24 protein-coding genes and 1 pseudogene are annotated in these 24,813 nt (G+C 70.3%); 14 read left to right on the forward strand and 11 right to left on the reverse strand.

Going from position 1 to position 24,813, the window contains the following annotated elements:
- Window positions 1-267: 267 nt before the first annotated feature.
- The 3 genes from ACWD3H_RS30985 (at window position 268) to ACWD3H_RS30995 (ending at window position 2,307) form a co-directional block, all read left to right on the forward strand.
- Window positions 268-912 (forward strand): VC0807 family protein, encoded by a 645-nt coding sequence (locus ACWD3H_RS30985; RefSeq protein ID WP_451957496.1) that lies wholly within the window; start codon window positions 268-270, stop codon window positions 910-912.
- 66 nt (window positions 913-978) lie between these two features.
- Window positions 979-1,437 carry a TspO/MBR family protein gene (locus ACWD3H_RS30990; RefSeq protein WP_355553381.1) on the forward strand — a complete coding sequence of 153 codons (459 nt, stop codon included), beginning with the start codon at window positions 979-981 and terminating at the stop codon, window positions 1,435-1,437.
- 240 nt (window positions 1,438-1,677) lie between these two features.
- The gene (locus ACWD3H_RS30995) at window positions 1,678-2,307 is read left to right on the forward strand and encodes a DedA family protein (protein ID WP_451957497.1); all 630 of its coding nucleotides are present in this window, start codon (window positions 1,678-1,680) and stop codon (window positions 2,305-2,307) included.
- A 45-nt stretch (window positions 2,308-2,352) separates the two neighbouring features.
- Here ACWD3H_RS30995 and ACWD3H_RS31000 read toward each other — a convergent pair whose 3' ends face one another.
- Window positions 2,353-2,754: a lipocalin-like domain-containing protein gene (locus tag ACWD3H_RS31000; RefSeq protein ID WP_451957498.1), complete on the reverse strand. Its 402-nt coding sequence runs from the start codon at window positions 2,752-2,754 to the stop codon at window positions 2,353-2,355.
- A 210-nt stretch (window positions 2,755-2,964) separates the two neighbouring features.
- Here ACWD3H_RS31000 and ACWD3H_RS31005 point away from each other — a divergent pair, with 210 nt between their 5' ends.
- From ACWD3H_RS31005 to ACWD3H_RS31020, 4 genes are all read left to right on the forward strand, one after another.
- Entirely contained in the window at window positions 2,965-3,795 is an 831-nt protein-coding gene (locus tag ACWD3H_RS31005) for a DMT family transporter (protein WP_451957499.1), read from the forward strand.
- Between the two features lie 8 nt (window positions 3,796-3,803).
- Window positions 3,804-5,042 (forward strand): glycosyltransferase, encoded by a 1,239-nt coding sequence (locus ACWD3H_RS31010; RefSeq protein ID WP_451957500.1) that lies wholly within the window; start codon window positions 3,804-3,806, stop codon window positions 5,040-5,042.
- Between the two features lie 168 nt (window positions 5,043-5,210).
- Window positions 5,211-5,936, forward strand: a complete 726-nt coding sequence (locus ACWD3H_RS31015; RefSeq protein WP_451957501.1) for a DUF998 domain-containing protein — start codon at window positions 5,211-5,213, stop codon at window positions 5,934-5,936.
- Window positions 5,937-6,058: 122 nt separating this feature from the next.
- Window positions 6,059-6,991, forward strand: coding sequence for an acyl-ACP desaturase (locus tag ACWD3H_RS31020; protein WP_451957502.1), 933 nt, complete (start codon window positions 6,059-6,061; stop codon window positions 6,989-6,991).
- 169 nt (window positions 6,992-7,160) lie between these two features.
- Here the strand turns inward: ACWD3H_RS31020 and ACWD3H_RS31025 are convergent, their stop codons facing one another.
- A complete protein-coding gene (locus tag ACWD3H_RS31025; RefSeq protein ID WP_451957503.1) occupies window positions 7,161-8,015 on the reverse strand; it encodes a helix-turn-helix domain-containing protein in 855 nt (284 codons plus the stop codon).
- 151 nt (window positions 8,016-8,166) lie between these two features.
- Between ACWD3H_RS31025 and ACWD3H_RS31030 the strand changes: the two genes are divergently transcribed.
- Window positions 8,167-8,772: an NADPH-dependent FMN reductase gene (locus tag ACWD3H_RS31030; RefSeq protein WP_355553403.1), complete on the forward strand. Its 606-nt coding sequence runs from the start codon at window positions 8,167-8,169 to the stop codon at window positions 8,770-8,772.
- 80 nt (window positions 8,773-8,852) lie between these two features.
- On the opposite strand, the gene ACWD3H_RS31035 is transcribed toward ACWD3H_RS31030, so the two are convergent.
- The 3 genes from ACWD3H_RS31035 to ACWD3H_RS31045 all read right to left on the reverse strand — a co-directional run bounded on the left by ACWD3H_RS31035 (window position 8,853) and on the right by ACWD3H_RS31045 (window position 13,023).
- On the reverse strand, window positions 8,853-10,070 hold the full coding sequence (locus tag ACWD3H_RS31035) for an MFS transporter (RefSeq protein WP_451957504.1): 1,218 nt from the start codon (window positions 10,068-10,070) through the stop codon (window positions 8,853-8,855).
- Between the two features lie 238 nt (window positions 10,071-10,308).
- A complete protein-coding gene (locus tag ACWD3H_RS31040; RefSeq protein WP_451957505.1) occupies window positions 10,309-11,154 on the reverse strand; it encodes a helix-turn-helix transcriptional regulator in 846 nt (281 codons plus the stop codon).
- 591 nt (window positions 11,155-11,745) lie between these two features.
- On the reverse strand, window positions 11,746-13,023 hold the full coding sequence (locus ACWD3H_RS31045; protein ID WP_451957506.1) for an MFS transporter: 1,278 nt from the start codon (window positions 13,021-13,023) through the stop codon (window positions 11,746-11,748).
- 144 nt (window positions 13,024-13,167) lie between these two features.
- Between ACWD3H_RS31045 and ACWD3H_RS31050 the strand changes: the two genes are divergently transcribed.
- Window positions 13,168-14,433: a LacI family DNA-binding transcriptional regulator gene (locus ACWD3H_RS31050; RefSeq protein ID WP_451957507.1), complete on the forward strand. Its 1,266-nt coding sequence runs from the start codon at window positions 13,168-13,170 to the stop codon at window positions 14,431-14,433.
- Here ACWD3H_RS31050 and ACWD3H_RS31055 read toward each other — a convergent pair.
- A complete protein-coding gene (locus ACWD3H_RS31055; protein WP_451957508.1) occupies window positions 14,414-15,607 on the reverse strand; it encodes an acyltransferase family protein in 1,194 nt (397 codons plus the stop codon). The genes ACWD3H_RS31050 and ACWD3H_RS31055 overlap by 20 nt on opposite strands.
- 673 nt (window positions 15,608-16,280) lie before the next feature.
- Here ACWD3H_RS31055 and ACWD3H_RS31060 point away from each other — a divergent pair.
- Complete coding sequence (locus ACWD3H_RS31060) at window positions 16,281-17,003, forward strand: MerR family transcriptional regulator (protein WP_451957509.1); 723 nt, start codon at window positions 16,281-16,283, stop codon at window positions 17,001-17,003.
- Here the strand turns inward: ACWD3H_RS31060 and ACWD3H_RS31065 are convergent.
- Window positions 16,994-17,141 (reverse strand): annotated as a pseudogene (locus ACWD3H_RS31065) (IS256 family transposase); the annotation flags it as partial. The gene ACWD3H_RS31060 and the pseudogene ACWD3H_RS31065 sit on opposite strands and share 10 nt — an antisense overlap.
- Before the next feature lie 237 nt (window positions 17,142-17,378).
- Here ACWD3H_RS31065 and ACWD3H_RS31070 point away from each other — a divergent pair.
- Window positions 17,379-17,555 (forward strand): ATP-binding protein, encoded by a 177-nt coding sequence (locus ACWD3H_RS31070; RefSeq protein WP_451957510.1) that lies wholly within the window; start codon window positions 17,379-17,381, stop codon window positions 17,553-17,555.
- Window positions 17,556-17,685: 130 nt separating this feature from the next.
- Window positions 17,686-17,874, forward strand: a complete 189-nt coding sequence (locus ACWD3H_RS31075) for a hypothetical protein (RefSeq protein WP_451957511.1) — start codon at window positions 17,686-17,688, stop codon at window positions 17,872-17,874.
- A 309-nt stretch (window positions 17,875-18,183) separates the two neighbouring features.
- Here ACWD3H_RS31075 and ACWD3H_RS31080 read toward each other — a convergent pair whose 3' ends face one another.
- Window positions 18,184-18,546 carry a hypothetical protein gene (locus ACWD3H_RS31080; protein WP_355619543.1) on the reverse strand — a complete coding sequence of 121 codons (363 nt, stop codon included), beginning with the start codon at window positions 18,544-18,546 and terminating at the stop codon, window positions 18,184-18,186.
- Between the two features lie 102 nt (window positions 18,547-18,648).
- Between ACWD3H_RS31080 and sigJ the strand changes: the two genes are divergently transcribed.
- Window positions 18,649-19,548 carry an RNA polymerase sigma factor SigJ gene (sigJ, locus tag ACWD3H_RS31085; RefSeq protein WP_451957512.1) on the forward strand — a complete coding sequence of 300 codons (900 nt, stop codon included), beginning with the start codon at window positions 18,649-18,651 and terminating at the stop codon, window positions 19,546-19,548.
- A gap of 635 nt (window positions 19,549-20,183) precedes the next feature.
- Here sigJ and ACWD3H_RS31090 read toward each other — a convergent pair.
- A complete protein-coding gene (locus tag ACWD3H_RS31090) occupies window positions 20,184-20,786 on the reverse strand; it encodes an ATP-binding protein (protein ID WP_451957513.1) in 603 nt (200 codons plus the stop codon).
- 325 nt (window positions 20,787-21,111) lie between these two features.
- Here ACWD3H_RS31090 and ACWD3H_RS31095 point away from each other — a divergent pair, with 325 nt between their 5' ends.
- On the forward strand, window positions 21,112-22,722 hold the full coding sequence (locus ACWD3H_RS31095) for a hypothetical protein (RefSeq protein WP_451957514.1): 1,611 nt from the start codon (window positions 21,112-21,114) through the stop codon (window positions 22,720-22,722).
- Window positions 22,723-22,767: 45 nt separating this feature from the next.
- Here the strand turns inward: ACWD3H_RS31095 and ACWD3H_RS31100 are convergent, their stop codons facing one another.
- Both ACWD3H_RS31100 and ACWD3H_RS31105 read right to left on the reverse strand, forming a co-directional pair.
- Entirely contained in the window at window positions 22,768-23,343 is a 576-nt protein-coding gene (locus ACWD3H_RS31100; protein ID WP_451957515.1) for a GNAT family N-acetyltransferase, read from the reverse strand.
- A gap of 94 nt (window positions 23,344-23,437) precedes the next feature.
- Complete coding sequence (locus ACWD3H_RS31105; RefSeq protein WP_451957516.1) at window positions 23,438-24,673, reverse strand: NAD(P)/FAD-dependent oxidoreductase; 1,236 nt, start codon at window positions 24,671-24,673, stop codon at window positions 23,438-23,440.
- Window positions 24,674-24,813: the final 140 nt, after the last annotated feature.

The following is a 24,813-nucleotide window of genomic DNA, read 5'->3' on the forward strand; positions in this document are numbered from 1 at the left end:
ATCGGGAAAGCTTCCGTTTCTCAACCGTTACCGGGCAAGTGATCCTCTTCATTAATCGTAATAATTCACACCTCCCTCGCACCCGATTGAGATGGTAATAAGCGGTTTTCACGAGATGCTGGACCTCGGTCAGATACGGTGAGTGGCCGGTGAACAGCCGGAGACGGCAGTCTCCGCGATCGCCCTCGACATGGCCGGCATGCATACGGCGTGCCGGGGTAGGCGCGAACATCCAGCGCCCACCACCGCACCAGCCCGTGGAGCGTCATGAGCCATCAGCCCATCGTCCTCCCCCGCCTCGCCGCCCTGGCCAGACAGGCGGCGCCGAGACTGCTTGAGGGCGTCGTCGCCCCCCTGGCCGTCTTCTACGCCGCGCTGGCCGTCCTCGGCCTGCGGGGCGCGCTGGTCGCGGCGGTCACCTGGGTGTACGCGGGAGTGGGGTGGCGGCTGGTCCGGCGGATTCCGGTGCCCGGGACGATGATCCTCGCCGTCATCGCGATCACCGTCCGGGCGCTGCTGGGGCTCTGGACCGGGAGCGCGGTGCTCTACTTCCTCCAGCCCGAACTGGGGACGATCTGCATCAGCATGGTCTTCCTCGCCTCGGTCCGGCTCAACCGCCCACTGGTGCAGCGGCTGACCCTCGACTACATCCACCTGCCGTCGGCGGTGCTGAAACACGAGCGGGTCCGCCGGTTCTTCGCCCGTATCACCCTGCTGTGGGCCTTCGTGCTGCTGGCCAACTCCGCGGTGAGCATCTGGCTGCTGCTTCACGAGTCGATCGGCACCTACCTGCTGGTCCGTACCTCGACCGTGGCCGTGATCAGCGGCCTGGCCGTGGCCTTCTCGCTGTACGCCTTCCGCCGGGTGTTACGCCGCCTGCACTACGACCCCCTCGCCACCCCGCCCGCCTAGCGGGGCAACCGCCGTGCGGTGGACGCACGAAAAGAGGGCGGGGAGGTTCGCATGGTCATGGGTCGGATGCCAAAACGCTGGGCCGGGCTTCCGGTGTTCGTCATCGCGCTCGTGCTGGTGGCGGCGGTGGGGTCACTGGCGGCGGTCAACGCCGGCGGTGAGTATCTGTCGCTGAAGCGCCCGCCGTGGGCGCCGCCGCAGTGGCTGTTCGGCCCGGCCTGGACGGTGCTGTACGTCATGATCGCCCTGTCCGGCTGGCTCGCCTGGTCGGCGCGCGGCCTGACCCCGGCGCTCGGTGTCTACGCGGTCCAACTGGTCCTCAACGCGGCCTGGACACCGCTGTTCTTCGGCGCCGGGCAGTACGGCCTGGCGTTCGCGGAGATCGTCGTCCTCTGGCTGGCCATCGTGCTCAACATCGTGCTGTTCTGGCGGATCAGCCGCCCCGCCGCCTGGCTCCTGGTCCCCTACCTGCTCTGGGTGACCTACGCGTCCTCGCTGAATCTCGCCATCTGGCAGCTCAACTGAGCATCCCCGCTTCGTGCGCGGGGACCCCGAGCCCGGTCACTCCCCGACGAAAGTCGGAGGTGGTGGGGGCCATTCGGAGGATGTGGCGGGCCCCGCCCGGTTCCTAGGGTCGGTGGGACGGATCTCGTGGTGATCTCAGGGACATGACCGGAGACCCCGGGGGTTCTCCCGGATACCCGGGGATCACCAGGGATGTCAGCGTTCCGTGCGAGACATCCCCGCCCCCGACTGGAGCCCGGTGTGACACAGGCAATCCTTGACACCCTGCACGATGCGATGGCGTCTCCCTGGATCTATCTGGCGCTGTTCGCGCTGGCGTTACTCGACGGGTTCTTCCCCGTGGTGCCGGCGGAGACGTCGGTCATCACCGCCGGGGTGTTCGCCGCCGCCACCGGCGCACCCGACCTGCCGCTGGTCATCGCGGCGGCCGCGCTGGGCGCGTTCGCGGGCGACCACGTCTCGTACGCCATCGGGCGCGGCGCCAACAACCGGCTGCGCAACGGCAGGCGCAGCCGCAAGACGTTCGCCTGGGCGGAGCGGGCGCTGGCGGAGCGGGGCGGGCTGATCCTCGTGGTGGCCCGCTACATCCCGGGTGGCCGGACCGCCTGCACCCTCACGATGGGCGCGGTCGCCTACCCCCGGCGCTCGTTCGCCCTCTTCGACGCGGTGGCCGCGCTGTCCTGGGCGCTCTACTCGGGACTGATCGGCTACGTGGGCGGCGCGGCCTTCGAGAACGACCCGGTCAAGGGCCTGCTGCTCGGTCTCGGGATCGCCGTGACGATCACCGCCGTGGTCGAGGCCGTCCGCTACCTGCGCCGGCGCCGGGTCCCGGCGGAACCGCAGGTGAGCCTGGTCACCTCCGGTGACTGACGGCGAAGGGAGCCCCCGGACGCCGAAGCCCCCCGGCGGCGGCGTTCATGATCGCTTCCAGATCAGGGTGTGCCACCGGCCGCCCTCCTCCGCCGCCAGCACCAGACGGTCGCCGTCGGCGTTCAGCTCCCGGATCTGGACGGTGCCGGCGAAGGCCGGGTTGAGCGACAGCTCGACGTCGTGGGCGACGTGCCCGTCGCGGATCTCGTAGCGGCCCGCGTAGGCGAAGAACGAGGTGAACGCCTCGGCCAGCGCCTCCGGGGGCGCCTTCCGCGGGCTGGCACCGGGTAGCGGGGGTCGCCCGGCGCGCGCGATGGTCGCACTCATGTGGCCGTCGGGGGTGTAGCAGAGCAGCCCCACCGCGTCGGTGCCGAAGGGGTGCGAAACCCTTCCCCCGGCACTGACGATCCGCCACTCGACCAGGCGCCAGGCGCCCACGAGATCCATGCCCGTGAAACTATGATAAGAGAAGCCAGCCAGTCAACAGCCCCGATGCGAATCTCGGGGAATTCCCTGCGAAGTCAGGGTTAACCCCGATGGCTCCGGCACCTCCCGCCAGGGGACGCTTCCACTGTTCATCGCGAGACCCCCACCGGACGCCTTCCCGAGGCGATCCGGTCATCTCGCCATGGCTTCATCTGGTTGGGAGGAGTGCGCATGACCGTGCTGGCGGCAGGCCTGGCGTTGCTGGGCTCCCTGTTCTTCGCACTCGGCGCCGCGCTGCAGCAGTTCGAGGCGTCGAGCACCTCCCGCGCCATGCTGAGGCACCTTGTCCGGCGCCCCAGGTGGCTGCTCGGCGGCCTGGCCATCGCGGCGGGCACGGCCCTGCACGTCGTCGCGCTGAAGTACGGCCCGCTCACCGTGGTGCAGCCGATGGGCGTGGCCAGCCTGCTGTTCGCCCTGCCCTGCGCCGCCGCGCTGCGACGTCGCAGACCGCGGCCGGGCGAGCTGGCCGCCGCCGCGGTGATCTCGATCGGGCTGATCGGCCTGGTGCTGGTCGTGCCCGACCAGAGCGGCGACCCACACCTTGGCACCGGGGAGGCGGTGGCCCTGCTCGCGGGGGCGGCCACCGCCTCCCTGGCACTGTGGGCCGCCGCCAGGCACGCCTCCCCCGCCGCGAGAGCCTGCCTGCTCGCCATGGGCGCGGGCGTGCTGTACGGCGCGACCGCCACGCTCACCCGGGTCCTGGTCGAGGGGGGCGGGGAGTTCTGGTTCCTGCTCGCCGTCCCGGTGCCCGCTCTGCTCGCACTGGCCCTGCTCCAGCGCGCCTACGCGGTCGGCCACTTCGGCGTCGCCTTCGCCGCCCTCCAGGTGTCCGACCCCCTCACCGCCGTCGTCTTCGGCGCCCTCCTGCTCGGTGAACCACTGCCGACCGGCGTGGCGGCGGTGCTCACCGCACTGGCGGCGTCGGCGCTCACCGCCGCCGGAACCGTCTCACTGGCCCGTACCACCCCGATGTCCCCGTCGCCCGACGCGACAGCACGATGAACAGCACGATGAACGGAGTCCTGATGGCCATGCCGTCCGCCACCGCCCTGCCGATCCCCGCGCGGGCCCCCGCCATCCTTCCCACCCGGCCTCGCCGGGTGCTGATCGCCACCGACACCTACCCGCCGGATGTGAACGGCGCCGCCTACTTCACGCACCGGCTGGCCCGGGGCCTGGCCGAGCGGGACAACGAGGTCCACGTGGTGTGCGCCTCGGACACCGGCCCGGCCAGGACCGAGCGGGTGGAGGGAGTGACCGTGCACCGGCTGCGCTCGGCGCCGGTGCTGGTCCACCCGACCATGCGCGTCTCGGTGCCGACCCGGCTGGACCGGCTCGTCGACGAGATCTCCCCTGACGTGGTCCACACCCAGGGGCACTTCATCGTCGGCCGCGCGGCGATCTCCGCCTCCCGGCGTGCCGGCATCCCCGTCGTGGCGACCAACCACTTCATGCCGGACAACCTCTTCCAGTTCGCGCACATCCCCGAGCGGCTCCGCACCAGGGCGGGCGCGCTGGCCTGGAAGGACTTCAACCGGATCTTCTCCCGGGCGGACCGGGTCACCACGCCCACCAGGATCGCGGCGGGACTGCTCACCGCGAAGGGCTTCGGCCCGCCGGTGGAGCCCGTCTCCTGCGGCATCGACCTGGCGAGGTTCCAGCCGCGCGCCGAGCCGAAGGCGTGGGCGCGCGGGGCCTTCGGCCTGCCCGACCGGGACACGATCCTGTTCGTCGGCCGGCTGGACGAGGAGAAGCGGCTGGACGAGCTCATCCGCGCCCTGCCGCACGTGCTCAACAACGCCGACGCGCAGATCGCGCTGGTCGGCACCGGCGGGCAACGGGCCGCACTGGCCAGGCTGGCCGACCGGATCGGAGTCGGCGACCGGGTGACCTTCCTCGGATTCGTACCGGACGAGGCTCTGCCCCAGGCGTACGCCGCCGCCGACGTCTTCGCCATGCCGGGCGTCGCGGAGCTGCAGAGCATCGCCACGCTGGAGGCCATGGCCACCGGCCTGCCGGTCGTCGCCGCCGACGCGATGGCCCTGCCGCACCTGGTACGGCCCGGCGAGAACGGCGCCCTGTTCTCACCGGGTGATGTCCAGGAGCTGGCGCGGCACCTGGGTGCCCTGCTCGCCTCACCCGGGCTGCGTGCCTCGATGGGCAGCGCGAGCCGCGCCATCGCGCTGACCCACGACCACCAGGCCTCCCTGACCAGGTTCGAGGCGATCTACCGGGAAGTGGCGCGGTGATCCCGTGGGGTGCGCTCCGGGGCGGAGCGCCCGAGCGCACGGTGATCTACCAGGACATGGCGCGGTGAACTCCGAGGCGAAGCACCGGAGGCGATGCAATGAACCCCGAGACGATTCACCGGGAGGCGGGGCGATGAACTCCACAGCGATTCACCGGAAGGCTGCGCGATGAACAAGGACCTGCCGTCCCGGCTGCCGGGGATGGCCGGGCCACTGCTCGCCCTGGCCGCGATGGGCTACGCGCACCTGACCTCGGCGGGCGCGGTGAGCCCCTTGAACGGTCTGGTCAGCGAGTACGCGCTGCGTGGCGACAGCGCCTGGGCGATGACCGGCGGCACGATCGCCCTGGCCATGGGCTGCCTCTGGGTCGCGTACCTGCTGGCCAGGGTGGACCCGGTGCGCGGCGCCGCGGCGCGCGCGCTGTTCGTCGCCTCGGCACTTGGACTCCTGCTCACCGCCACGTTCCCCACCGACGCGGCGCCCGGTGTCACCTCGATCGGCGGGGAGATCCACCGCTGGTCGGCGGCCGTCGTCTTCACCGCGCTGCCCTGCGCGGGGTGGATGCTCGGCCGCCGGTCCGGGAGCCGGGCACTGGCGGGGTCGGCCGTCCTGTCCGTGGCGCTGCTGGCCTGGTTCCTGGCCGCCCACCCGGGCTCGCTGATCTCGGACCTGATCGGCGGCCCCGACCACTACGGCCTGGCGCAGCGTCTGCTGCTGCTCTCCGAGATGACACTGGTCTTCCTCGCCGCCCTGCGGTCAGGCCACCTGGACGGCGACGACGCGACCGGTCGCCTCGGCCACCGGCGGCCCGGGAGCGACCGGGGGGTGACGGTCCCCATCCAGCCCGGCCCGGACGACGCCCGGCGCCCTCACCAGCCGATAGGTCTCGGCTGACAACAAAGCCATCCCCTCCGCTCGCTTACCGGCGAGCAAATGAGACGTGTCGCACGTACCCGGCAAGGTGTTACCTACGCTAACGTAGGTTACGGTTGCGTAGTCTTTGAGGGAGAGGCCTGATGCGAAAGTTCAGTGAGATCGAGCTGCTGCTCGAGCTTGAGCCCGTCGTCGCAGGGGAGCTGGACCGACACCACAAGGTGGCCAAGGAGTGGTTCCCACATGAGTACATTCCCTGGGCGGAAGGCCGGAACTATGACGGCCTCTTCGACGGGGACGCCTGGGACGAGTCCGACACCAAGATCCCCGAAGAGGCCCGCGTCTCCCTCATCGTCAACCTGCTGACCGAGGACAACCTCCCCAGCTACCACCACGAGATCGCCACGACCCTGGGTCGCGACGCGGCGTGGGGCACCTGGGTGCACCGCTGGACCGCCGAGGAGGGCCGCCACGGCACCGCCATCCGCGACTACCTGACGGTCACCCGCGCGGTCGACCCGGTCGCGCTGGAGCGGGCCCGGATGGTGCACATGAGCGAGGGCTTCAGCAACTCCTACGAGGGCGTGCTCGCCTCGGTCGCCTACGTCTCCTTCCAGGAACTGGCCACCCGCATCTCGCACCGCAACACCGGCAAGGCATCCCAGGACCCGAACTGCGAGCGCCTGCTCGCCAGGATCGCCGCCGACGAGAACCTGCACATGCTCTTCTACCGGAACCTGCTCAACGCGGCCTTCCAGCTCGCCCCCGACCAGACCATGCGCGCCGTGACCGACGTCGTCACCACCTTCCAGATGCCCGGCACCGGCATCGAGGGCTTCACCCGCAAGGCCATGACCATCGCCAACGCCGGGATCTACGACCTGCGCCTGCACATGGACGACGTGCTGCAGCCGGTCCTGCGCCAGTGGGACGTGTTCAACATGAAGGACCTCGGCCCCGAGGGCGAGAAGGCCCGCGAGGAGCTCTCCGAGTTCCTCGACCGCCTGGAGACCACCGCCTCCCGCTTCGTCGAGCGCCGCGAGGCCCGCCGCGCCCGCCAGGCCGCAGGCACCTGAACCACCTCCCCAGATGGACGCGGCGCGGTGTCCCAGCCCTCGATTGGATAACCCCAGCAGATGCGTCTCGGCCCCTTCGGGTTGAACGCGGTGGAGCCGATGAGCGCGTGGTTCGACTTCGGGGGCAGTGCACGAACATCCGCGTCCCCGGCGGGCGACGTGTCCCGCGTCAGCCGGACACCGCGCGCAGCGCGCCCGGGCGGCGGCCGGTGAGGCGGTCGAACGCGGCGGCGGTGGCGTCATCGGCGGGGAGATGGACGATGAGGCGCTGGTCGTCGTCGGCGGGCAGTTCGAGGGTCTCGTACGCCAGGCGCAGCTCACCCGCGTCGGGGTGGACCAGCCGCGTGACGCCGCTGGACTTCGGGAGACCGGGCAGGGTGTCCACCCGCCCGGCGAAATCCGCCCCGGCGGTGACGGCCAGTTCGTCGGCCAACGTGGCGATGTGCCAGTCCGCCCTGAACGGCCCCTGCTTGAGGGCGGCGACCTGTTCGTCGGCGACATGGTCCCAGTCGGGATAGGCGGTCCGCGCCCGGCTGTCGGTGAACACGAAGCGGGCGAGGTTCGGCGGGCTGTCGTCCAGCAGGCCGATCGGGCGCGCCAGCCGTTCGTACCCCGCCGTCCAGGCGAGGATCTCGCTCAGCCGGTTGACCAGCAGGGCGGGGGCGGGCTCCAGCCGGTCGAGCAGTGCCCGCACGGTGGGGCGGACCGCGCGGGCCGGCATCGTGGCGCCCGTGCAGGTGAAACCGCCGTCGGCCGACTTGGAGAGCCGGTGCAGGTGGACGCGTTCGCTCGTGGTCAGCCGTAGCGCGACGGCCAGCGCGGAGAGCACGGGGGCGGACGGGCGGCGGTCTCGTCCCTGTTCGAGCCGGGTCAGGTATTCGACGCTGACTCCGGCGAGTGTGGCCAGTTCGGCCCTGCGCAGGCCCGGCGTGCGGCGGCGTGGGCCGGTGGGCAGCCCCACCTCGGCGGGGGTGACGGCTTCACGGCGGATGCGCAGGAACATGCCCAGCTCGTTGTCGCTCACGTTTCGAACGTAACAGCCGTGACCGCCGGGGTCGTGGCCCTGTCACTACCAGCCTTGGCCCGGTCTTCCTGGTCTCCGTACCGCCCGGCAGGTTGGGGGGCGTGACCTTCCGGTCACTTCGGAACCCGTATCTCCAGCAGGGAGCACAGCCATGCCCAGTGAGACCCTCAACCTCGCGGTGATCATCGGTAGCGTCAGGGAGGGACGGTTCGGCCCGGTGGTCGCGAACTGGTTCACCGAGCAGGCCGAGCGGCACGGCCGGTTCGCGGTGGACCTCATCGATCTGGCGGACACGCCCCTGCCGCTCGAACTGCCGCCCCTGCCGCCGGTGCTCGAACCCAACATGGCCCGTCCTGCGGAAATGGCGGACCTCACCCGGCGGATCGACGCGGCCGACGCGATCGTCGTGGTGACGCCGGACTACAACCGCAGCTTTCCGGCCTCGCTGAAGGCCGCGATCGACTGGCACTACGCCGAGTGGGAGGCCAAGGCGATCGGCTTCGTCGGCTACAGCGGGGGGAGTGGCGGCCTCCTGGCGGTGGAGCAGTTGCGCCAGGTCTTCGGCGAGTTGCACGCTCACACGGTCCGCGACTACGTCAGCTTCCCCCGGTACTACGAGCTGTTCGGTCCCGACGGCGTCCTCAAGGACCCCGAGAGGCCCAACGAAGCCGCGAAGGTGATGCTCGACCAGCTTCTCTGGTGGGGCTCGATCCTCCACGACGCCCGGCGCGACCGCCCGTACGCCACGAGGCCATGATTCACATCGCCATGATCATGAACATGTCACGCCGGCTCGCCCGCACCGGCGACCGGTGACCCGAGTTTCCGGACGCTCACTCAGACGGCGGCGGCCAGTTCGCGAGGCCGGGAGCGGTGGGCGGCGGGCCGCAGGGTGCGGAGGAAGACCAGGACCAGCACGGCCGCCAGGCCGGTGGTGATCGGCGGGACCAGGAAGGCCAGGGTCTCGCCGAAGCGGTCCACGAGCTGACCGGCCACGGCGGCGCCGGTCGCGATGCCCAGGCCGATCGCGCCGGTGAGCCAGGTGAACGCCTCGGTCCTGACCTCGCTGGGAACCAGGGTCTCGACCAGTGTGTAGCCGGTGATCACCGCGGGGGCGATGACGAACCCGGCCAGGGCCGCCCCGCCGTACAGCATGGGGATGGACGTGGCGAACATCAGGACGGCCGTGGCGGCGGAGAGCAGTCCGACGCCCACCACGAGACGGATCGGGGCACCCGCCCGCCAGCGGACGACGCCGTAGAGGATGCCGCCGACGAAGCTGGCCCCCGAGAAGGTCGCGTAGATCGACCCCGCCGTTCCGGCCTGGCCGAGTGCGGCGGTGTAGGAGGTGATGCCGACCTGGAGGCTGCCGAAGACGGTACCGATGGCGACGAAGGCACCCGCGAGCACGGCCACCCCGCGCAGCCGGAGCACCCCGCGCTGGGCACGGACCCGGACCGGCATCGGCTCGGGAGCGCCCTTGCCGACCAGGGCGAACAGCAGCGTCCCGGTCACGATCATGACCAGTGCCAGCAGCAGCGCCCAGACCGGCGAGAACCCGGTCGAGATGGCCACCAGCAGCACCGGGGCGAGGGTGAAGGTCAGCTCGTCGGTGATGGACTCCAGGGCGAAGGCCGTGTCGAGCCTGCCGGAGCCGCCGAGCAGGTGCGCCCAGCGGGCCCGGACCATCGAGCCGATCTGCGGCACCGTGGCACCGGCCAGTGCCGCGACGACCACCAGCGCCGGGGCCGGGGCACCGGCGGAGGCGAGCACGAGCAGCGTGCCCAGCGCGGCCGCATGCAGGGCGACCTGCGGGAACAGTACCTTCGGCTGACCGTACCTGTCGGCCAGCCGCCCGGTCTGCGGGCCGGCCAGCGCCGCCGCCACCGCGGCGGCGGCAGCGGCGACACCCGCCACGCCGTACGAGCCGGTGGACCACTGCACGAGCAGCAGGACGCCGAGCTGGAGCATCGCGTACGGCAGGCGCGCGGCGAACGCGGGGACGAGGAACCGCCAGGCTCCGGGCGTACCGAGCACGGCGAAGTACGACTTCAACAGATCTCCGTCCAACATCCAGACGGAGACTCCGCCCGGCTCGGGAGCCCACCGGGGGTGGTGGGCTTCGACCGGGGTGATACCGCTCTCGCGGCCGCCGAGCGGTCATTGCATGCGCCCCTGTGGAACGCAACAGCCATCTACCTTATGCCACGAACCGCCCTTCTCCCACTCGGCCGAGCACCACAAGCCCTCGCCGCCCCCTCCAGGCCGTCTCTTCAGACGAGGTCACGGGCACTCAATCGGCCGAACGGTCCAGGGGCTGTCGCCGGGTGGCGCCTATGCTGCCGAGCAGGGTGAGTGCCTGGGCGCTGGGGCTGCCGGGTTCGGCATGATAGATGATCAGCTGCTGGCCGGGCGCGTCACGCACGTCGAAGGCCTGATAGGTAAGGGTCAGGGGGCCGACATCCGGGTGCATGAGTTGTTTGGCGTCCCGGGTCTTGCCCCGCACGCTGTGGGCGCTCCACAGGGCCGCGAACTCCCTGCTCTGCTCGGTCAGGGTCCGTACGAGCTCGCGGAGCCGGGGATGCTCGGGGTCGAACCCGGCCGCCTGCCGCAGGTTGGCCACGGTGGCCTGGGCGGCCCAGTTCCAGCGGGTGTAGAAGTGCCGTCCCGCGGGGTCGAGGAAGGCCATCCGGGCGAGGTTGTCGGCGGGCTCGAAGGGCGAGAACAGGGCCTCGGCCAGGGCGTTGGCGGCAAGGATGTCCAGGGTGCGGTTGACGACGAACGCGGGAGTGTTCGGGTAGCCGTCCATCAGCTGGCGCAGTGCGGGGCCGACCGTGTCCCGGGTCTGGTCCGGCCGCTCGTTCGGCGCGGTGCCCGCCAGCCGGTACAGGTGCGCGCGGGCGTCGGCGTCCAGGTGCAGGGCACGGCTGAGGGCGTCGAGCACCTGGGGTGAGGGGTGGCGTTCGCGCCCCTGTTCCAGGCGGGTGTAGTAGTCGGCGTTCATACCGGCCAGAACGGCGACCTCCTCGCGGCGCAGTCCGGCGACCCTGCGTACCCCATGGGTCGCCATGCCGACGTCCTTTGGCAGCAGGCCCGAGCGGCGTGCGCGCAGAAAGTCTCCCAGCTCGTTGTCAGCCATACCCCCAGGTTAGACAGGCAGACGGCGGCCTGCCCGGGTGTGTCACACCCAGGCGGTGAGCGTCCTGGTCGGCGACCCGCGACCCGCCCAGACTCGGTGACGCGAGGCGATCGCGGACGCCGTCGCCTTCGCGATCGGCCGGTCCGTCGACGTCGACGTCAACGAGATCGTGGTACGCCCGGCTGCCAGCGCCCAGTAGCACTGCCGGAGCCTGGCCCGGAAGCGAGCGACCAGACTCCGGCACGCGGCCGACCGGATGGAGTCCCGGGTCGGCGGGTGTCCGGACCAAGGGGCGGCGCAGGGTCGGACCGGAACTCCCGAGCACCGTCCGGCCACCTCGAAATCTCGGCGGATCGAAAGGCTCACGTTCGGCAGATCGAAAACCGGCGTTGTTGTTTCCCCATGTGGCAGGGGATCGAAAACACCCCCAGACGCGCGACGGAACTGGCCTGCGACGCGCTCCAGGACACGCGGGTCATCGTGTTCATCCGAAGCATCCCGGACACCTTGCCAGGGCGGTCGGAGACGGTCGAACTATGGCCACTACCGGAAACAGCCGGTACGCAGGCCGCGTGGGAACCGGCCGGGCTGCTATGAGATGCGGCCGAAGGCTCGCTCCGCAGGGGGGAGGTCACCGGGATCCCACGAAGAGCCGGTGCGGGCGGTCGATCGCAGGGCGGGCCAGGACAGGGCCGCGAGGGCGGCGGCCAGGGCGGCGACGGCCGTCATCGCCCCCGACAGGCCGGTGGCCTCGGCCCAGCGCCCGACGTAGACGGGACCGGCGAGGAAGCCCAGGTAGGCCACGGTGGCCACCACGGATGTCGCCCTCCCCCTGGCTGCCTCGCCGACCTGGGCGGCGACGACGCCCATCAGCGTGGGGAAGAGCACCGCCGTACCGGCCGCGGCCAGGGCCAGCCCGAGCAGGACCACCGGGACGGACGGCGCGGCGGACACCAGCAGGGTTCCGGCAGCGGCCGTCACGGCGCCGGAGACCAGCACGATCGTGGCGTACCTGGAGCCGAACGCGCCGGCGGCGAAGCGGGTGAGGGCGACGACGGCGGCGAAGACCGCCGGACCGGCCGAGGCGAGCGCGGGACCGGCGTCGGCCACGTCCGCCAGGTAGACCGCGCCCCAGCTCTGGTGGGCGTTCTCCACCGCGAAGGCCAGCGCGCCCAGCCCGCCGACCACGAGCAGCGGGAACAGACGCACCCCTCTCCCGCCTGATCGGCTTACCGCGTCCCCGCGCCGCTCGCCGTCCTGCACCTCCGCCCGGCCACTGCCCTTTCTCTCACCTGCCTGGCTCACCTCGTACTTCGGCCGACCAGGCCCCCTGCTCCCGCCCGCTCGGCTTACCTCGTCCCCGCGCCGCTCGCCGCCCCGGGCGGCCCCCGCCGCGACCGGGGCGACCCGCGCATCGGCGACGACGCTGAGCGCCGCACCGGTCGCGGCGACCGCGACCAGCAGGAACGGTACGACGACCGGCACTCCCAGGGCGCCGAGCAGCCCGGCGGAGAGGCTGCCGACCACCACCAGGGCGGAGAAGGTGCCGTGCGCGCGGGTGATGACCGGTCTGCCGGAGGCCCGTTCCGCCGAGCCCGCCGCGGAGTTGATCGCGACGTCCGCCGCGCCCGAGGAGGCGCCGAGCAGGGCCAGACCCGCCGACAGGCTCCAGAAGTCGCGTCCGGCCACGGCCACCAGCGTCCCCGCCGCGCCGAGCGTCACCAGCAGCAGCGCGGCGACCCGGAGTCCCCAGCGGTCGACCGCCCTGCCGGTGACCAGCATCGCGGGCAGCGCCCCCGCCCCGATGAAGAGCAGCGCCGTACCGAGTTCCCCGTCACCGAGTTCCGCCTGGGCACGGATAGCGGGCACCGAGGCACCCCACACTCCCCAGAAAGCACCGAACGCGGCAAAACCCGCATAGGCCGCACGCGCCCGGGTACCACCCTTATCCACTGACACGTGTGTAACGATACACAAACTCCTTGTGTATCGATACACAGATATCCTCGGCCCATGAGCGGACGGACGGCACGACGCCGGGTGACCATGGCTGAGGTCGCCCGCGCGGCAGGGGTGTCCGTAATGACCGTCTCGTACGCCTATGGCCAGCCGGGACGGGTCTCCGACGAGGCACGGGCCAGGGTCCGCGAGGCCGCCGAGCGCCTCGGCTACCCGGGGCCACACCCCGGCGCGCGGTCACTGCGCCGGGGTCACACCGGCACCCTGGGCGTCGTCCTCGGCGAGCACCTCACCTACGCCTTCGACGACCCCCAGGCGACCCGCTTCCTGTCCGGCGTCGCCCAGGTCTGCGCCGACCACGGCATGGCGCTGACGCTCGTCCCGGTCACCGGAGCCCCCTCCGACGTCGACCGGGTCACCGAGGCCGCCGTCGACGCCTTCGTGGTCTGGACGACGGCCGACGACGACCCCGTCATCGACGCCATCGCCGCCACCGGCCTGCCCGCCGTGATCCACGGCGGCCCCCACCGCGACGGCCTGTTCTTCGTGGCCGCGGACGACCGCGCCGCCGCCGCTGCCGTGGGCCGCGAGGTCTTCGCGGGGGCACGGCGCCCGGGAGTGCTGAGCTTCCCCCTCGACCGCGACCGGATCTCCCAGGTCGCCTTCGGTACGGCCGGTCCCGGCCCGCTCCCCGATCTCGGGCGTACTCCCACTCCGGATCGCGGTCGCGTTCCCGCTACCGCGCCCTCCGCCCCTGTCCCTGCTTCCGTCCCCGCGGCCCTCGACCCGAACGCCGAACCTCCCGGCACCACTCCGGCCAGCGCGTCTCCGGGAATCGACCCCGACGCCTCGACCTTCCGGGTCACCCGGCAGCGCCTGCGCGGCTACCGCGACGCCTGGGCCGAGACCGGCGGCGACTGGTCACAGGTCCTGGTCGCCGTCTGCTCCACCAACAGCGCGCACGAGGCCGAAGCCCTCGTGGCCGAACTGCTCACCGGCCCGTACGCCTGCGACGCGATCGCCGCGATGAGCGACGAGTTGGCCCTCGGCGCGCTGCGCACCGCCGCCCGGCTGGGCCTGAGCGTCCCCGGCGACCTCACCCTCAGCGGCTGGGACGACTCCGACGCGGCCACCCCCGCCGGGCTCACCACGATCGCCCAGTCCCTCCGCGACCAGGGCGCCCGCTGCGCCCGCACCGCCCTTGGCCACCCCGCCCCCGCCGACCAGAGCACCGACATCTCCTGGCACCTGATCAGCCGCACCTCCACCCGGCGGCCCGGAAAGACGGACATACACGGCGTCACCGAGCCACCGGCGTGAGAAGCCGTTTCAGCAAGGGCGCCAGCGGGCGTTCGACCAGGATGTGGATGGCGTAGGCCGCCAGGCCCATCAGCGCCACCAGGCCGGCCAGCAGGAAGTACCGTGGCACGCTGCCGCCGAGCCGGTCGAAGATGACGAAACCGACGTGCGCGTGGACCAGGTACAGCGGGTAGGTCAGCGCTCCGGCGACGGCGAACCAGGGACGTCCGAGACGTTGGGTGGCGCGGAGCGCGACGAGGGTCATCACCGTGAAGATCGCGATGATGACGGCCACCACGACGGCGGTCCCGATCTCGGTGTGGTAGCGGGTGCTCACCTTGCCGGCGAACTCGATGCCCCGGTAGACGGCGTTGCCGAGGGAGACCACGACGATCGCGCCGAGCCGCCAGGACAGGCCGAACCGGTAGACCATGCACAGGGCCATGCCCGCGATGAAGTAGTGCGAGAACTGCGACTGCACCACCAGGTCGGCCACCGAGTGAACCGAGGAGGGAAGCACTCCGCTCTGCAGCAGGAAGGTCAGGGCCAGCCAGCCCCACAGCACTCCGATGACCCGGCTTCGCGTGATGCCGATCCAGGCGAGCACAAGGATGAGCGCGTAGAACCTGATCTCGGCCCACAGAGTCCAGTAGACGACGTCGACGTTGGGAATGTCGGGCAACGCGTTGAACATCGTCAGATTGGCCAGATACTGCCCAAAGGTGATGGGATATTTTCCCATACCCAGCGTGACCGAGACCACCGTCGTGATCGTGACCGCGACCCAGAAGGCCGGATAGAGGCGGACGATTCGCGAGACCAGAAAGGCTCCCGGGCGACGGTTCCAGGCACTGAGCAGCACGACGAAGCCACTGATCATGAAGAAAACGTCCACGCCCAGGTAGCCGAATCTGGCGATCTCACTCCCTGCGGGAAAACCGACCTGGATCGCACCGCCCGCGTACCCGGAAAAGACGTAGTGGTATATCGCCACGGAGACAGCCGCGGCGATACGGAGCGCATCGATTTCGTGGAGCCGGTCGCGATTCGGGGCGCGGTGCCGCCCGACCCCTGCAACCAGGCCGGGAGACCTGTGGCGCTCCGCGGCCACACTCCGAGAGGGGGAAGGATTCACTTGACCTCGGTTACCGAACACCGGCTCTTCGTACGGACAGGCGAAGGGCAGCCTCAGCACCGATATCCCTCGGACGGTCCACCCTTACTTATCGATATCGGTTGGACACTTTGCCATATCAGCCGGGGATGCGCTGATAAACAGCAGATTCCGATGATGCCGCTGCCATTCGGAGTAACCATCGAATCAACATCCGCCCTCGGATATCGACGAACTGTTCGAGATCTTTGACGACCCCTTTCCGGCCTATCGGACAAATCAGACCATAAAGATTACCGAACCCGAATATTGTTCTCAGAATCCCCGCCGGCCATACTTCCCATAATTAAAAGTGAAAGATCTTACATAATTGCCCGCCGGCGCAATGGTGTTGCCTTCCAGCGCCATGTACCGACGAAAGAGACCGATCGCCCCGGACGTCGCGGCCGACCTGCTGTCCGTCAGCGGACTTCTCGCCGCCGGCGGACACGACGCGCGGATTGCCTGCTCAGCGGCGGTCACGTTGGACAGCCGGTCGCGGAACCTGCAATCCGCGACCGTGTCAACCGGTTGCCCGAGCCATCGCAGAGAAGATGGATCTGGCCGAGCGTGAGCATCCGTGTCTTCGACGAGCATGATGATGGTCGTCTGCTCTTACAACGAGGATCGAGGGCCCGGCGGTTGAGCGTGTCCCTGGGCATGGGCTGTGCTCGATCCAGGACGATCCGGCGCGACATCAGAGGAGGACCCGGGCATGGCCTGGAGCACGCGACAGCTCGCCGACCTCGCCGGCACCACCATCAAGACGGTGCGGCACTACCACCAAATGGGGCTGCTCGAGTTGCCCGGCCGAGCGCCCAACGGGTACAAGCAATACCAGACGACGCACCTCGTCCGGCTGCTTCAGATCAAGCGGCTGACCGAGCTCGGCCTGTCGCTCGCCCAGATCCGGGCGATGGGGAGTGCGGACGAGGAGCCCGACGAAGCCATCCGCGTGCTCGATGCCGAGCTGGCATGCACGATCGAGCGCCTGCAACGGATTCGCGCGGAGCTGGCTGTCATCCTCAAGTACCGGGCCCCCTTGGACACCCCACTGCCGTTCGGTCCGGTCGCAGAAGGATTGTCGGAGCGGGACCGGGCCTTGCTGACCGTGTTCTCGGGGGTGCTCAAGGACAGCGCTCTCGACGACCTCCGTCAGCTCATGACAGAGGCCACCGAGGGCGAGGCCGACGAAGAGTTCTACTACCTCCCAGAGGACGCCGACGATGCGACGATCGAGACCATCGCGCGCCATCTGGCCGAGTCGATCCAGCGGAGCCAGGCCCGGTTCCCCTGGATGGCGGACCCCGGCTCCGCGGCGACGCGCGGCCCGAGGTTCGCCGAGGCCGCGATCGCGTCCGCTTTCGCCGAGCTGTTCAACGCCGCCCAGTTGAAGGTACTCGCTCGCGCCCAGGCGCTGGCAGGCGAGGCGAGTTGATCGAGGGCTCGTATCCAGCTGGTGGTGACGGCGCTTCGACGAGCCGGCCGGAGGCATTGCGCTTCTCGGCTGGCAAGCCCGCGCTCTTTCTCACGATCGCGGGCGCGTTTGTCCTCCGATGTTGCAGATCGCCAACCACGGCGTACCTCTCGCGGAGCGGAAAGGCCAGCGCCTCCTGTTTGGTCCCAGAGCATCCGCGCGCACCAGGTCCACGTACAGCCACGCAGCGGTAAGAGGCGATCGACCGCCCTCGCGGCAATCATGCGTGAGTAGGGCTCGTGGGCCCCGGTCCAGGCGTTGCGCACCCCCGTCGAGGCCGCCCGGGAGCCGGCCTGGGGTGGCCCCGATGATCCAGGGGCCTGGCCCCTACCTTGCGTGCCAGATGGAACGCTCCATATCGATGTCATCGACGCCGGATCCACCACCGGACAGCGACCCCGGGTCTGCCTGGACGCCGATCCTGACAGCGGCGGTGGACGCGGCCTCTGGCTGGTTCAGCAGCTGTCCTCGGACTGGGGCTGGTACGAGACCTCGGCCGGACGGGTCGTCTGATTCCAGCTCGGCGGACGGTGACCACATGGTCCGCTGGGACTGCCCGCCCCGCTGCCTGAGCCCTCATGTGCTTCCCCCGCGATCCCACTGCGAGGCCCTGACCTGGGGTCCGTCACGCGGAGACGAAAAGGTGCGGGTTCTCAGATGGACCTGCGACTGCGGCCCGACCCTCTATGAGCTGTGCCAGGTGAACGAGCTGAGGTTCGTCCGCCGTACCGAGCGCGTACCGGCAGGGCCGTCCATCGGCGAGAGCGACCGGTGGCAGGCCCCCGAGGCGGACGCGATGTGGATCGCACTGCTGCACGGACTCGTGCGATAGCGACGGGAGGTGGTCTGCGCGCCACCTCACCCGCGACGCCCGACCCCAGAGCCGGGGCATCGTGGAGAGACACCCACTACTAGGGCCTGTTCGGCGGATCTTGCCGCGGTCGCGGGCCCTGCCACTTCCCCAAGCTCTCGGCCTCGCCCGAGCAGGAGAGACCCCGTTTTCTGCGGCGTTGTCGTCGGTTGCCACGCTCCGCATGCATCTCGACGCGCCAGTCCTCGCTCACCAGCACAAAGGCCCCCTGACACGGCCTGATCCGCCAGACAGGCCCCAACTGATCCCTGTATGCCCCCGTATCGGACTTCAGCGCCGCGCCAGCGCCAGCACGCTCAGTCCGAACATCAGGACGCCCAGGGGGAGATGGACCGACGGTATGTGCGCGATGCCGAGCGCGACCTGGACCGAGGCGAGGACAAGGAAGCCGGACGCGTGCCAGATGGGCCGGGGCGAGCCGCCGCCCGGCTTCCACGCCAGCACCGCCGCGAGCACGTACAGCACCGACGCCCCGTACATCACGCGGGCTCCGGCGCTGTGCAGTGTCTCTCCGTAGGGCGAGGTCAGCAGCAGTCCGGCGGAGACCGCTTGCAGGAAGATGGTCAGGGTCTGCAGGGTGATCGCGATCTGCAGAAACGAGAAGCGGCGCTGTGCCGTCGCCTGGGTTGCCATGCCACGGTCCCCTTTTCCGCCCGGGGGGCAGTAGGTCGATAAGGTCTCACCAGCCCGACGACGCGGGCCTGCGAAAGGTAAGGCGAGGAGGCGGTCGGGAGCATGGGGGCGGCTGGGACGAGCACCGATGAGATGGCCGGCGAGCGACGCCAACTGCTCAATGTCGCCTACCGGTTGCTCGGTTCACTGGCCGAGTCCGAGGACGCCGTACAGGAGGCCTACGCGCGCTGGTACGCGCTGCCACGAAGTCGGCAGGACGAGATCGTGTCCCCCGGCGCCTGGCTGACGACGGTGACCGGCCGCATCTGCCTGGACGTGCTCGGCTCGGCGCGGGCCCGGCGTGAACGCTATGTCGGCGCGTGGTTGCCCGATCCGCTGCCCGACCACACCGAGTGGGACCACGGCCATGGCACCGACCCCGCCGACCAGATGGTCCTGGATGAATCGGTGACCATGGCCTTCCTCGTCGTCCTGGAGTCGATGACACCCGCCGAGCGGGTGGCGTTCGTCCTGCACGACGTCTTCCGGTACCCCTTCGCCGAGATCGCCGGCATCCTCGGCCGGACCTCCGCGGCCTGCAAGCAGCTCGCGGCCTCCGCTCGGCGGCGGGTGCGCGTCGCGCGGGCTCCGGTGACGGCGGCCGAGCAGGCCGACGCGGTGCGGCATGTCAAAGAGGCATGGGAGGCCAAGGACATCGCGGCCCTCATCGAGCTCCTCGACCCGGCCGCCGTGATGACCGCCGACGGCGGCGGCATGGTCGGTACCGTCCTACGCCCGATCGAAGGCGGTACGCGCATCGCCCAGTACATGGTCGCCATCGCCGACAAGGCTCCGGGGTTCGAACTCCTGGAGCGGTCGGTCAACGGTGTGCCGGGCCTGGTGGCCCAGCATGCCGGCACCGTCATGACCGTAGCCTCGTTCGATGTCGCCAACGGCCGCGTCACCCGGATCTGGGCGGTCCGCAATCCGGAGAAGCTGCGGCCGTGGGTGCGGGACGGCTGACTTGTCCGGCCGATCGTGTAACTGGTCCGTGCCCTGGTCGTTGTCGTGGACATGGGGAGGGGAGATCCGAATCGGCGACGGCCGCTCCCAGCTTTTCCATGCGTGCGGCTCTGACTCCACCGCCTTTTGCCATGGCGACGCCCTGGTGGAGTCGGCAAGGGGGATCTCGGGGATGGTCGGCGACCGCGCCGGATCGATCAGATCGAGATCGATGTATGTGCGGGTGTCGAGTACTCCCGACTCGTCATGGTCAGGCATGATCACGCTCCCAAGGAGCGTCATCGCTGCCGACGCGATCTTCCATGCCGAAGAAATCGTCGGCCTCTCGGCGCATGAGTTCGTGGTTCACGCGCGGGAGTCGACGGTGGTGGGCGACCAGTTCCTCCGCGGTCAGGCGCCGTCGGCGAGGCCGGCGGTGTCGCGAAAGCCGTTCGGCTCTCTTTCGCGGGCATGGGCCGGCACCCGTCATAACGGCCCTTGCCTGTCGACACCGGCTCGGTAGATTCATCGCCTACCGAGCAGACCTTAGTAAAACGAGCCAACAAAACAGGCTGGAATCAACGGCGTCCAGCCGACTGCCGGGGAAGCAGGGCAGTACCTCTCCGCAAAGTCCCACCTCGTCGCGGAGCAAAGGATCACGTACGTGCCGTACGGATCCGGGAGTACGCGGACGGCTGCCGGGGCACCACGTCCAGGTCGTACCGGGCGAACGGCAGAGCCCAGCGGCCGAAGACGACCTTCCCCCTGGCCGGTGACCGGTAGTGGCCCCACTCGTCGGTGCAGACGCCGACGAGTTGCAGGCCCCGGCCGCTCTCGTCGTCCTCCCCCGCCTCGGTGATCTGGGGCTCGCCGTCGCTGCTGTCCCAGACCTCCGCGAACAGGCCCACGGTGGTGAGGCGCAGCCGCAGCACGATCGGGTACGGGCCGGCGACCTGCGAGCAGGCACAGGGGGCCGAAGGGTGCGGGCAGGCGTAGCCGTCCGGAGTGTGCGGGACGGCGGTGGCCTTGATGGCGTTGGTGGTCATCTCCGAGACGACCAGCACGCAGACATCGGAAAGCTCCCGCAGGCCCCACCTGCGCAGCTGCGTACGGGTGAAGTCGCGGGCCTGGGACGCGGCGGTCGGCTGCGCCGCCAGCCGCAGCTCGGCCGCGTCCAGGGACAGCTCGTCGGGGGCGCCCAGATCGGGGTGAAACGGTGAGTGCATCGGTCCCGGCCGTTCGACGGGGAGCACGGTCATGTGATGGCTCCAGGGAGGTTCAACGGAGATTCGGTCGCACGTCCCCGGCGCAGATAGGGACGCCCCGCCCGAGCCATGAGATCACGCGAATCCGGTGGCTCCGGCGTTGTCTCAACCCTCCTGTGCGGAGCGTGCCGGAAACAGGCGACGAGACCACGTCTGTTGGTCGCTGTCGGATGTCGATTCGCCCCGCACGACGATGACGCGACAGGGATCGGCGATCTGGTCGCTGATTTCTGCACTCTGCCGTCACCGAACGTGATCGACCAGTAACGTTCGGCCCGAAGAATCACCACCGGAGGACCCGCCGGGAGAGGCCGAGCCGATGCCACGTGCACCGCGCAGCGTCAAGCAGCAGATGGACATCTTCAGCGCTGAACTCCGCGAGCGTGGTTGCACGTGGGCGGAGGTCGCAGCGGAGTTCCAGCGACGTTGGCACCTGAACTCCCGTCAGGGCTTCCGGGAGGCGCATCGACTCACACAAGCCAAGGTCTGCCATCTATGGAACGAGTACTGGCCGAACGAGCCACTGACGACCCGCAAGCTCGGGTCGTGGGAGGCTTGGCCTGGCCCCACCGGCAACGAGCCGCCGATCGCCGGTCTGAACCGGCTGGCCCGTATCTATCACTGCCGCACCGCCGATCTGGTCGACGGTGAAGACCACCGCGATGCCGACGAGCACAACGCCCCGGCCGCCCGACTCCGGGGACGAGAACTGGTGGCCGCGGGAGCCGCGGGCAGCCTCTGCCACGAGGATATCCAGGGGGTGCTGGCGACCCTGCCGGCCCTGCCCGCCGGACCCGCGCCGGTCGGGTCGACCCGCGAGGAGGAGTACGACGCCCTCGTACGGGCTCTCGCCCAGTGGGCGGCGTCCATGAACCGGCGCGACGTGCTGGCCCTGGTCAGGGCCGCGGCGGCCGCGGCGGCGGCCTCTCCGCTACTGGACCGGCTGAACGACGACGAGCTCGACCGGCTCGCCCTGATCGCCGCCGAGCCGTCCCGGGTGGACCAGGCGACGGTCGACCACATCGACGCGGTACTGCATCACTGCATGCGCCAGGAGGACAGTCTCGGCCCCCAGTCGGTGCTGGGGACCGTGCTGGCCCAGCAGCACCTGGTGCGATCGCTGATCCCGGCCGCGTCGACGGACGAGGTGCGCGAGAGGTTGCTGTACCTGCTGGCCAACATCTGCAGGTTCACCGCCTGGGTGCTGTTCAACCTCAACGACTTCAACGGGGCGAACTACTACTACGAGCAGGCCAAGTCGGCCGCGCACCGGGCCGACAACGACGCGATGAACAGCTTCGTCCTGGCCAACTGGTCGCAGCTGGCGACCTGGCAGGGCGATCCCCGCCAGGGTGTCGAGCACGCTCTGGGGGCGCTGGCCTGGGGGCAGCGGGCTGGTAGCAAGCTGCTGGTGTCGTACGCGTGCGACGTCGGCGCCCGCGCCTACTCCGCGGTGTTGCGCCGCTCGGCCAAGACCGATCGCCACAAGGACCACGCCCGGTGCATGAGGAGCCTGGACCGGGGCCTCCGCGAGCTCGGCCACGCGGGCACGGAGGACGTGGGCGGTAAGCTGCTCTACTTCTACGGCGACGGGCAGTATCTGTCGACCAAGACCAAGTGTCTGCTGGACATGGGCGACGCCCAGGCCGCCGTCGAGATGGCCGCCCGTTCCCTGGCCCGGATCGACCCGACGTTCGTCCGCAACCTGGCGTTCAGCCGACTGGATCTGGCGCGTGCGCATCTGCGGCTGCGCGCCATCGACGAGGCGTGCGAGCATATCGGCGAGGCCGCCCGCCTCACCTGCCGGAACACCTCGCCGCGGCTGGCCCGCTCGGTGGTGGAGATCCGCGAGGCGCTGAACCCGTGGGCGAGAACCCGCCAGGTGGCCGCTCTGGACGAGAAGCTGCATGCCCTCCAGCTCATCGCCTGACGAATCACCTGGCGAATCACCTCGCGAATCGTCTGACGAGTCGGCTCACCGGCGGCGCGCCGTGGGTATTTTCTCCAGCACCAGGATGTCGAAGACCGGGGCGGGGATCGGCGGGTCCAGCAGCTTGTGGGACACCTTCCGCCACCCCCACCGCCGGTAGATCGCCCGGGTCCGCGCCGCCCTGGGCTGCACCGACAGGGTCGCCCGCTCGGCACCGGATCCGGCGATCAGCTCGTCGTGGATCCGGTGCCCGACCCCGAGGCCACGCCAGCCGGGCAGCACCCCGTAGTCGATGATGGCGAACGTCCTGGTCCCGGTCTCGGTCGCGAACTCCTCGTCGACCGGTTCGGCCAGCCCGGTCCACCAGCGGGCGTCGGCGGGCAGCAGGTACCCGTACCCGAATCCGACGAAGTCGGGGCCGGAGCGCGCGGTGGTCAGCCGGAATCCGGGCTGGTCCATCAGGTGGGGAAAGTAGGAGCGCTGGTTGGCGAACTCCGCGCGGTTCCCGTTGAAGGGAGGCAACGAGAACACCGCCTGGTAGAGGTCGCAGACGGTCCCGGTCAGCGCGAGCGACTCCCGGTGGCCTCGTGTCTCTATGGTCACGTTTTCGGTGGGGGTCATGCTCGCCTCCTACGGCCCCTCTTCCCATGGCTCCTTACCCGTGGACGGGCGAGCGGCCGCTCCGGTTCCCGTACCGGGGGCGAGGCCGTGCGTGTCAGCCTTTCGTGACGTCGCTCAGCGGTACGGAGAGGTCGGCGAGCCGCTCTGGGCGGACGGTCGCACCGCTGCGGATCAGATCCTGGGCCGGTGCGATGCCCTCGTCCCACTGGTTGACGTGCATCCCCGCCACGACGCGCCCGTCGGCGAGCCAGAAGGCGTGGAAGGCGCCCGACTTCAGATCTCCGCGGATGACCACGGAGTCGTACCCGCCGGGCGCGAACCAGCCGGAGAACTCCATGCCGACGTCGTACTGGTCGGTAAAGAAGTAGGGCGGCCGGTCGTAGACGACCGGCCGGCCGAGCATGGCCTTACCCGCGGTCAGCCCTCCGTTGAGTGCGTTGGCCCAGTGCTCGACGCGGATGCGGGTGCCGTACAGGAGGTTGAACGCGTTCGCCACGTCACCGGCGGCGTAGACGTCGGGGTCGTCGGTGCGGAGTGACTCGTCGACGACGATCCCGTTCTCCACCGCCAGGCCGGCCCGCTCGGCGAGTTCGGTGTTGGGGTTCACGCCGACACTGACGATCACCACGTCGGCCGCGACCTCCTGCCCGTCGTCGGTGGCGACCGCGTGGACGCGTCCGGAGCCCAGCAGCCCGGTCACCTCGCGGCCGAGCCGCAGGTCGACGCCGTGCCGCCGGTGCACGTCGGCGAAGAAGGCGCCCAGTTCGGGGCCGAGCGCGGTGTGCAGCGGCACCGCCCTCGGCCCGATGATCGTCACCTCGCAGCCGTACTCCCTGGCGGCCGCGGCGGTCTCCAGCCCGATCCAGCCCGCGCCCACGACGGCCACCCTGCCCCCGCCGCGGATCGCCTCGCGCAGCCGCTCGGAGTCGTCGAGGCTGCGGAGGTAGTGCACGCCGTCCAGGTCGGCGCCGGGCACGCCGAGGCGGCGCGGTGAGGCGCCGGGCACGAGGAGCAGCTTGTCGTACCGGATGCGCCGCCCGTCGTGCAGTTCCACCTGGTGCGCGGCCCGGTCGAGGTCCGTCACGCGGCGCCCGAGCAGCGGTTCCACGGAGTTGTCCGCGTACCAGCCCTCGTCATGGACGTAGACCTTGGCCTTCTCCTCCTTGCCGAGCAGGTAGCCCTTCGAGAGCGGGGGCCGCTCGTACGGGAGTTCGGTCTCGGCGCCGATCAGCGTGATCCGGCCCGAGAAGCCCTCCTCGCGCAGGGACTCCGCCGCCTTGGCCCCGGCCAGGCCCGCTCCGACGATGACGAACGTCTGCTCGGTAGTCATGCTCTCCTTCCTATCCGATTCCCACGCCGGTTCCAACGATCGCGAGAGGCCCGGATCCGGTGCGCCGGGTCGGCGGACGCCGGGCCCGCCCGGGGATCGGCGGCTGATCGGCCTCGAAGCAGGACGCCGGAGTGACGGGC

It is taken from the genome of Streptosporangium sp. NPDC002607, from assembly GCF_053592655.1.

Bases quoted from the DNA above. Each gene is read 5' to 3' on its own strand.
- ACWD3H_RS31015 (WP_451957501.1), top strand. From the start codon at position 5,211: ATGAACAAGGACCTGCCGTCCCGGCTGCCGGGGATGGCCGGGCCACTG.
- ACWD3H_RS31005 (WP_451957499.1), top strand. From the start codon at position 2,965: ATGACCGTGCTGGCGGCAGGCCTGGCGTTGCTGGGCTCCCTGTTCTTC.
- ACWD3H_RS31080 (WP_355619543.1), bottom strand. From the start codon at position 18,546: ATGGCAACCCAGGCGACGGCACAGCGCCGCTTCTCGTTTCTGCAGATC.
- ACWD3H_RS31020 (WP_451957502.1), top strand. From the start codon at position 6,059: ATGCGAAAGTTCAGTGAGATCGAGCTGCTGCTCGAGCTTGAGCCCGTC.
- ACWD3H_RS31105 (WP_451957516.1), bottom strand. From the start codon at position 24,673: ATGACTACCGAGCAGACGTTCGTCATCGTCGGAGCGGGCCTGGCCGGG.
- ACWD3H_RS31050 (WP_451957507.1), top strand. From the start codon at position 13,168: ATGAGCGGACGGACGGCACGACGCCGGGTGACCATGGCTGAGGTCGCC.
- ACWD3H_RS31095 (WP_451957514.1), top strand. From the start codon at position 21,112: ATGCCACGTGCACCGCGCAGCGTCAAGCAGCAGATGGACATCTTCAGC.
- sigJ (WP_451957512.1), top strand. From the start codon at position 18,649: ATGGGGGCGGCTGGGACGAGCACCGATGAGATGGCCGGCGAGCGACGC.
- ACWD3H_RS31040 (WP_451957505.1), bottom strand. From the start codon at position 11,154: ATGGCTGACAACGAGCTGGGAGACTTTCTGCGCGCACGCCGCTCGGGC.
- ACWD3H_RS31000 (WP_451957498.1), bottom strand. From the start codon at position 2,754: ATGGATCTCGTGGGCGCCTGGCGCCTGGTCGAGTGGCGGATCGTCAGT.
- ACWD3H_RS31030 (WP_355553403.1), top strand. From the start codon at position 8,167: ATGCCCAGTGAGACCCTCAACCTCGCGGTGATCATCGGTAGCGTCAGG.
- ACWD3H_RS30985 (WP_451957496.1), top strand. From the start codon at position 268: ATGAGCCATCAGCCCATCGTCCTCCCCCGCCTCGCCGCCCTGGCCAGA.
- ACWD3H_RS31010 (WP_451957500.1), top strand. From the start codon at position 3,804: ATGAACGGAGTCCTGATGGCCATGCCGTCCGCCACCGCCCTGCCGATC.
- ACWD3H_RS31090 (WP_451957513.1), bottom strand. From the start codon at position 20,786: ATGACCGTGCTCCCCGTCGAACGGCCGGGACCGATGCACTCACCGTTT.
- ACWD3H_RS31100 (WP_451957515.1), bottom strand. From the start codon at position 23,343: ATGACCCCCACCGAAAACGTGACCATAGAGACACGAGGCCACCGGGAG.
- ACWD3H_RS30990 (WP_355553381.1), top strand. From the start codon at position 979: ATGCCAAAACGCTGGGCCGGGCTTCCGGTGTTCGTCATCGCGCTCGTG.
- ACWD3H_RS31060 (WP_451957509.1), top strand. From the start codon at position 16,281: ATGGCCTGGAGCACGCGACAGCTCGCCGACCTCGCCGGCACCACCATC.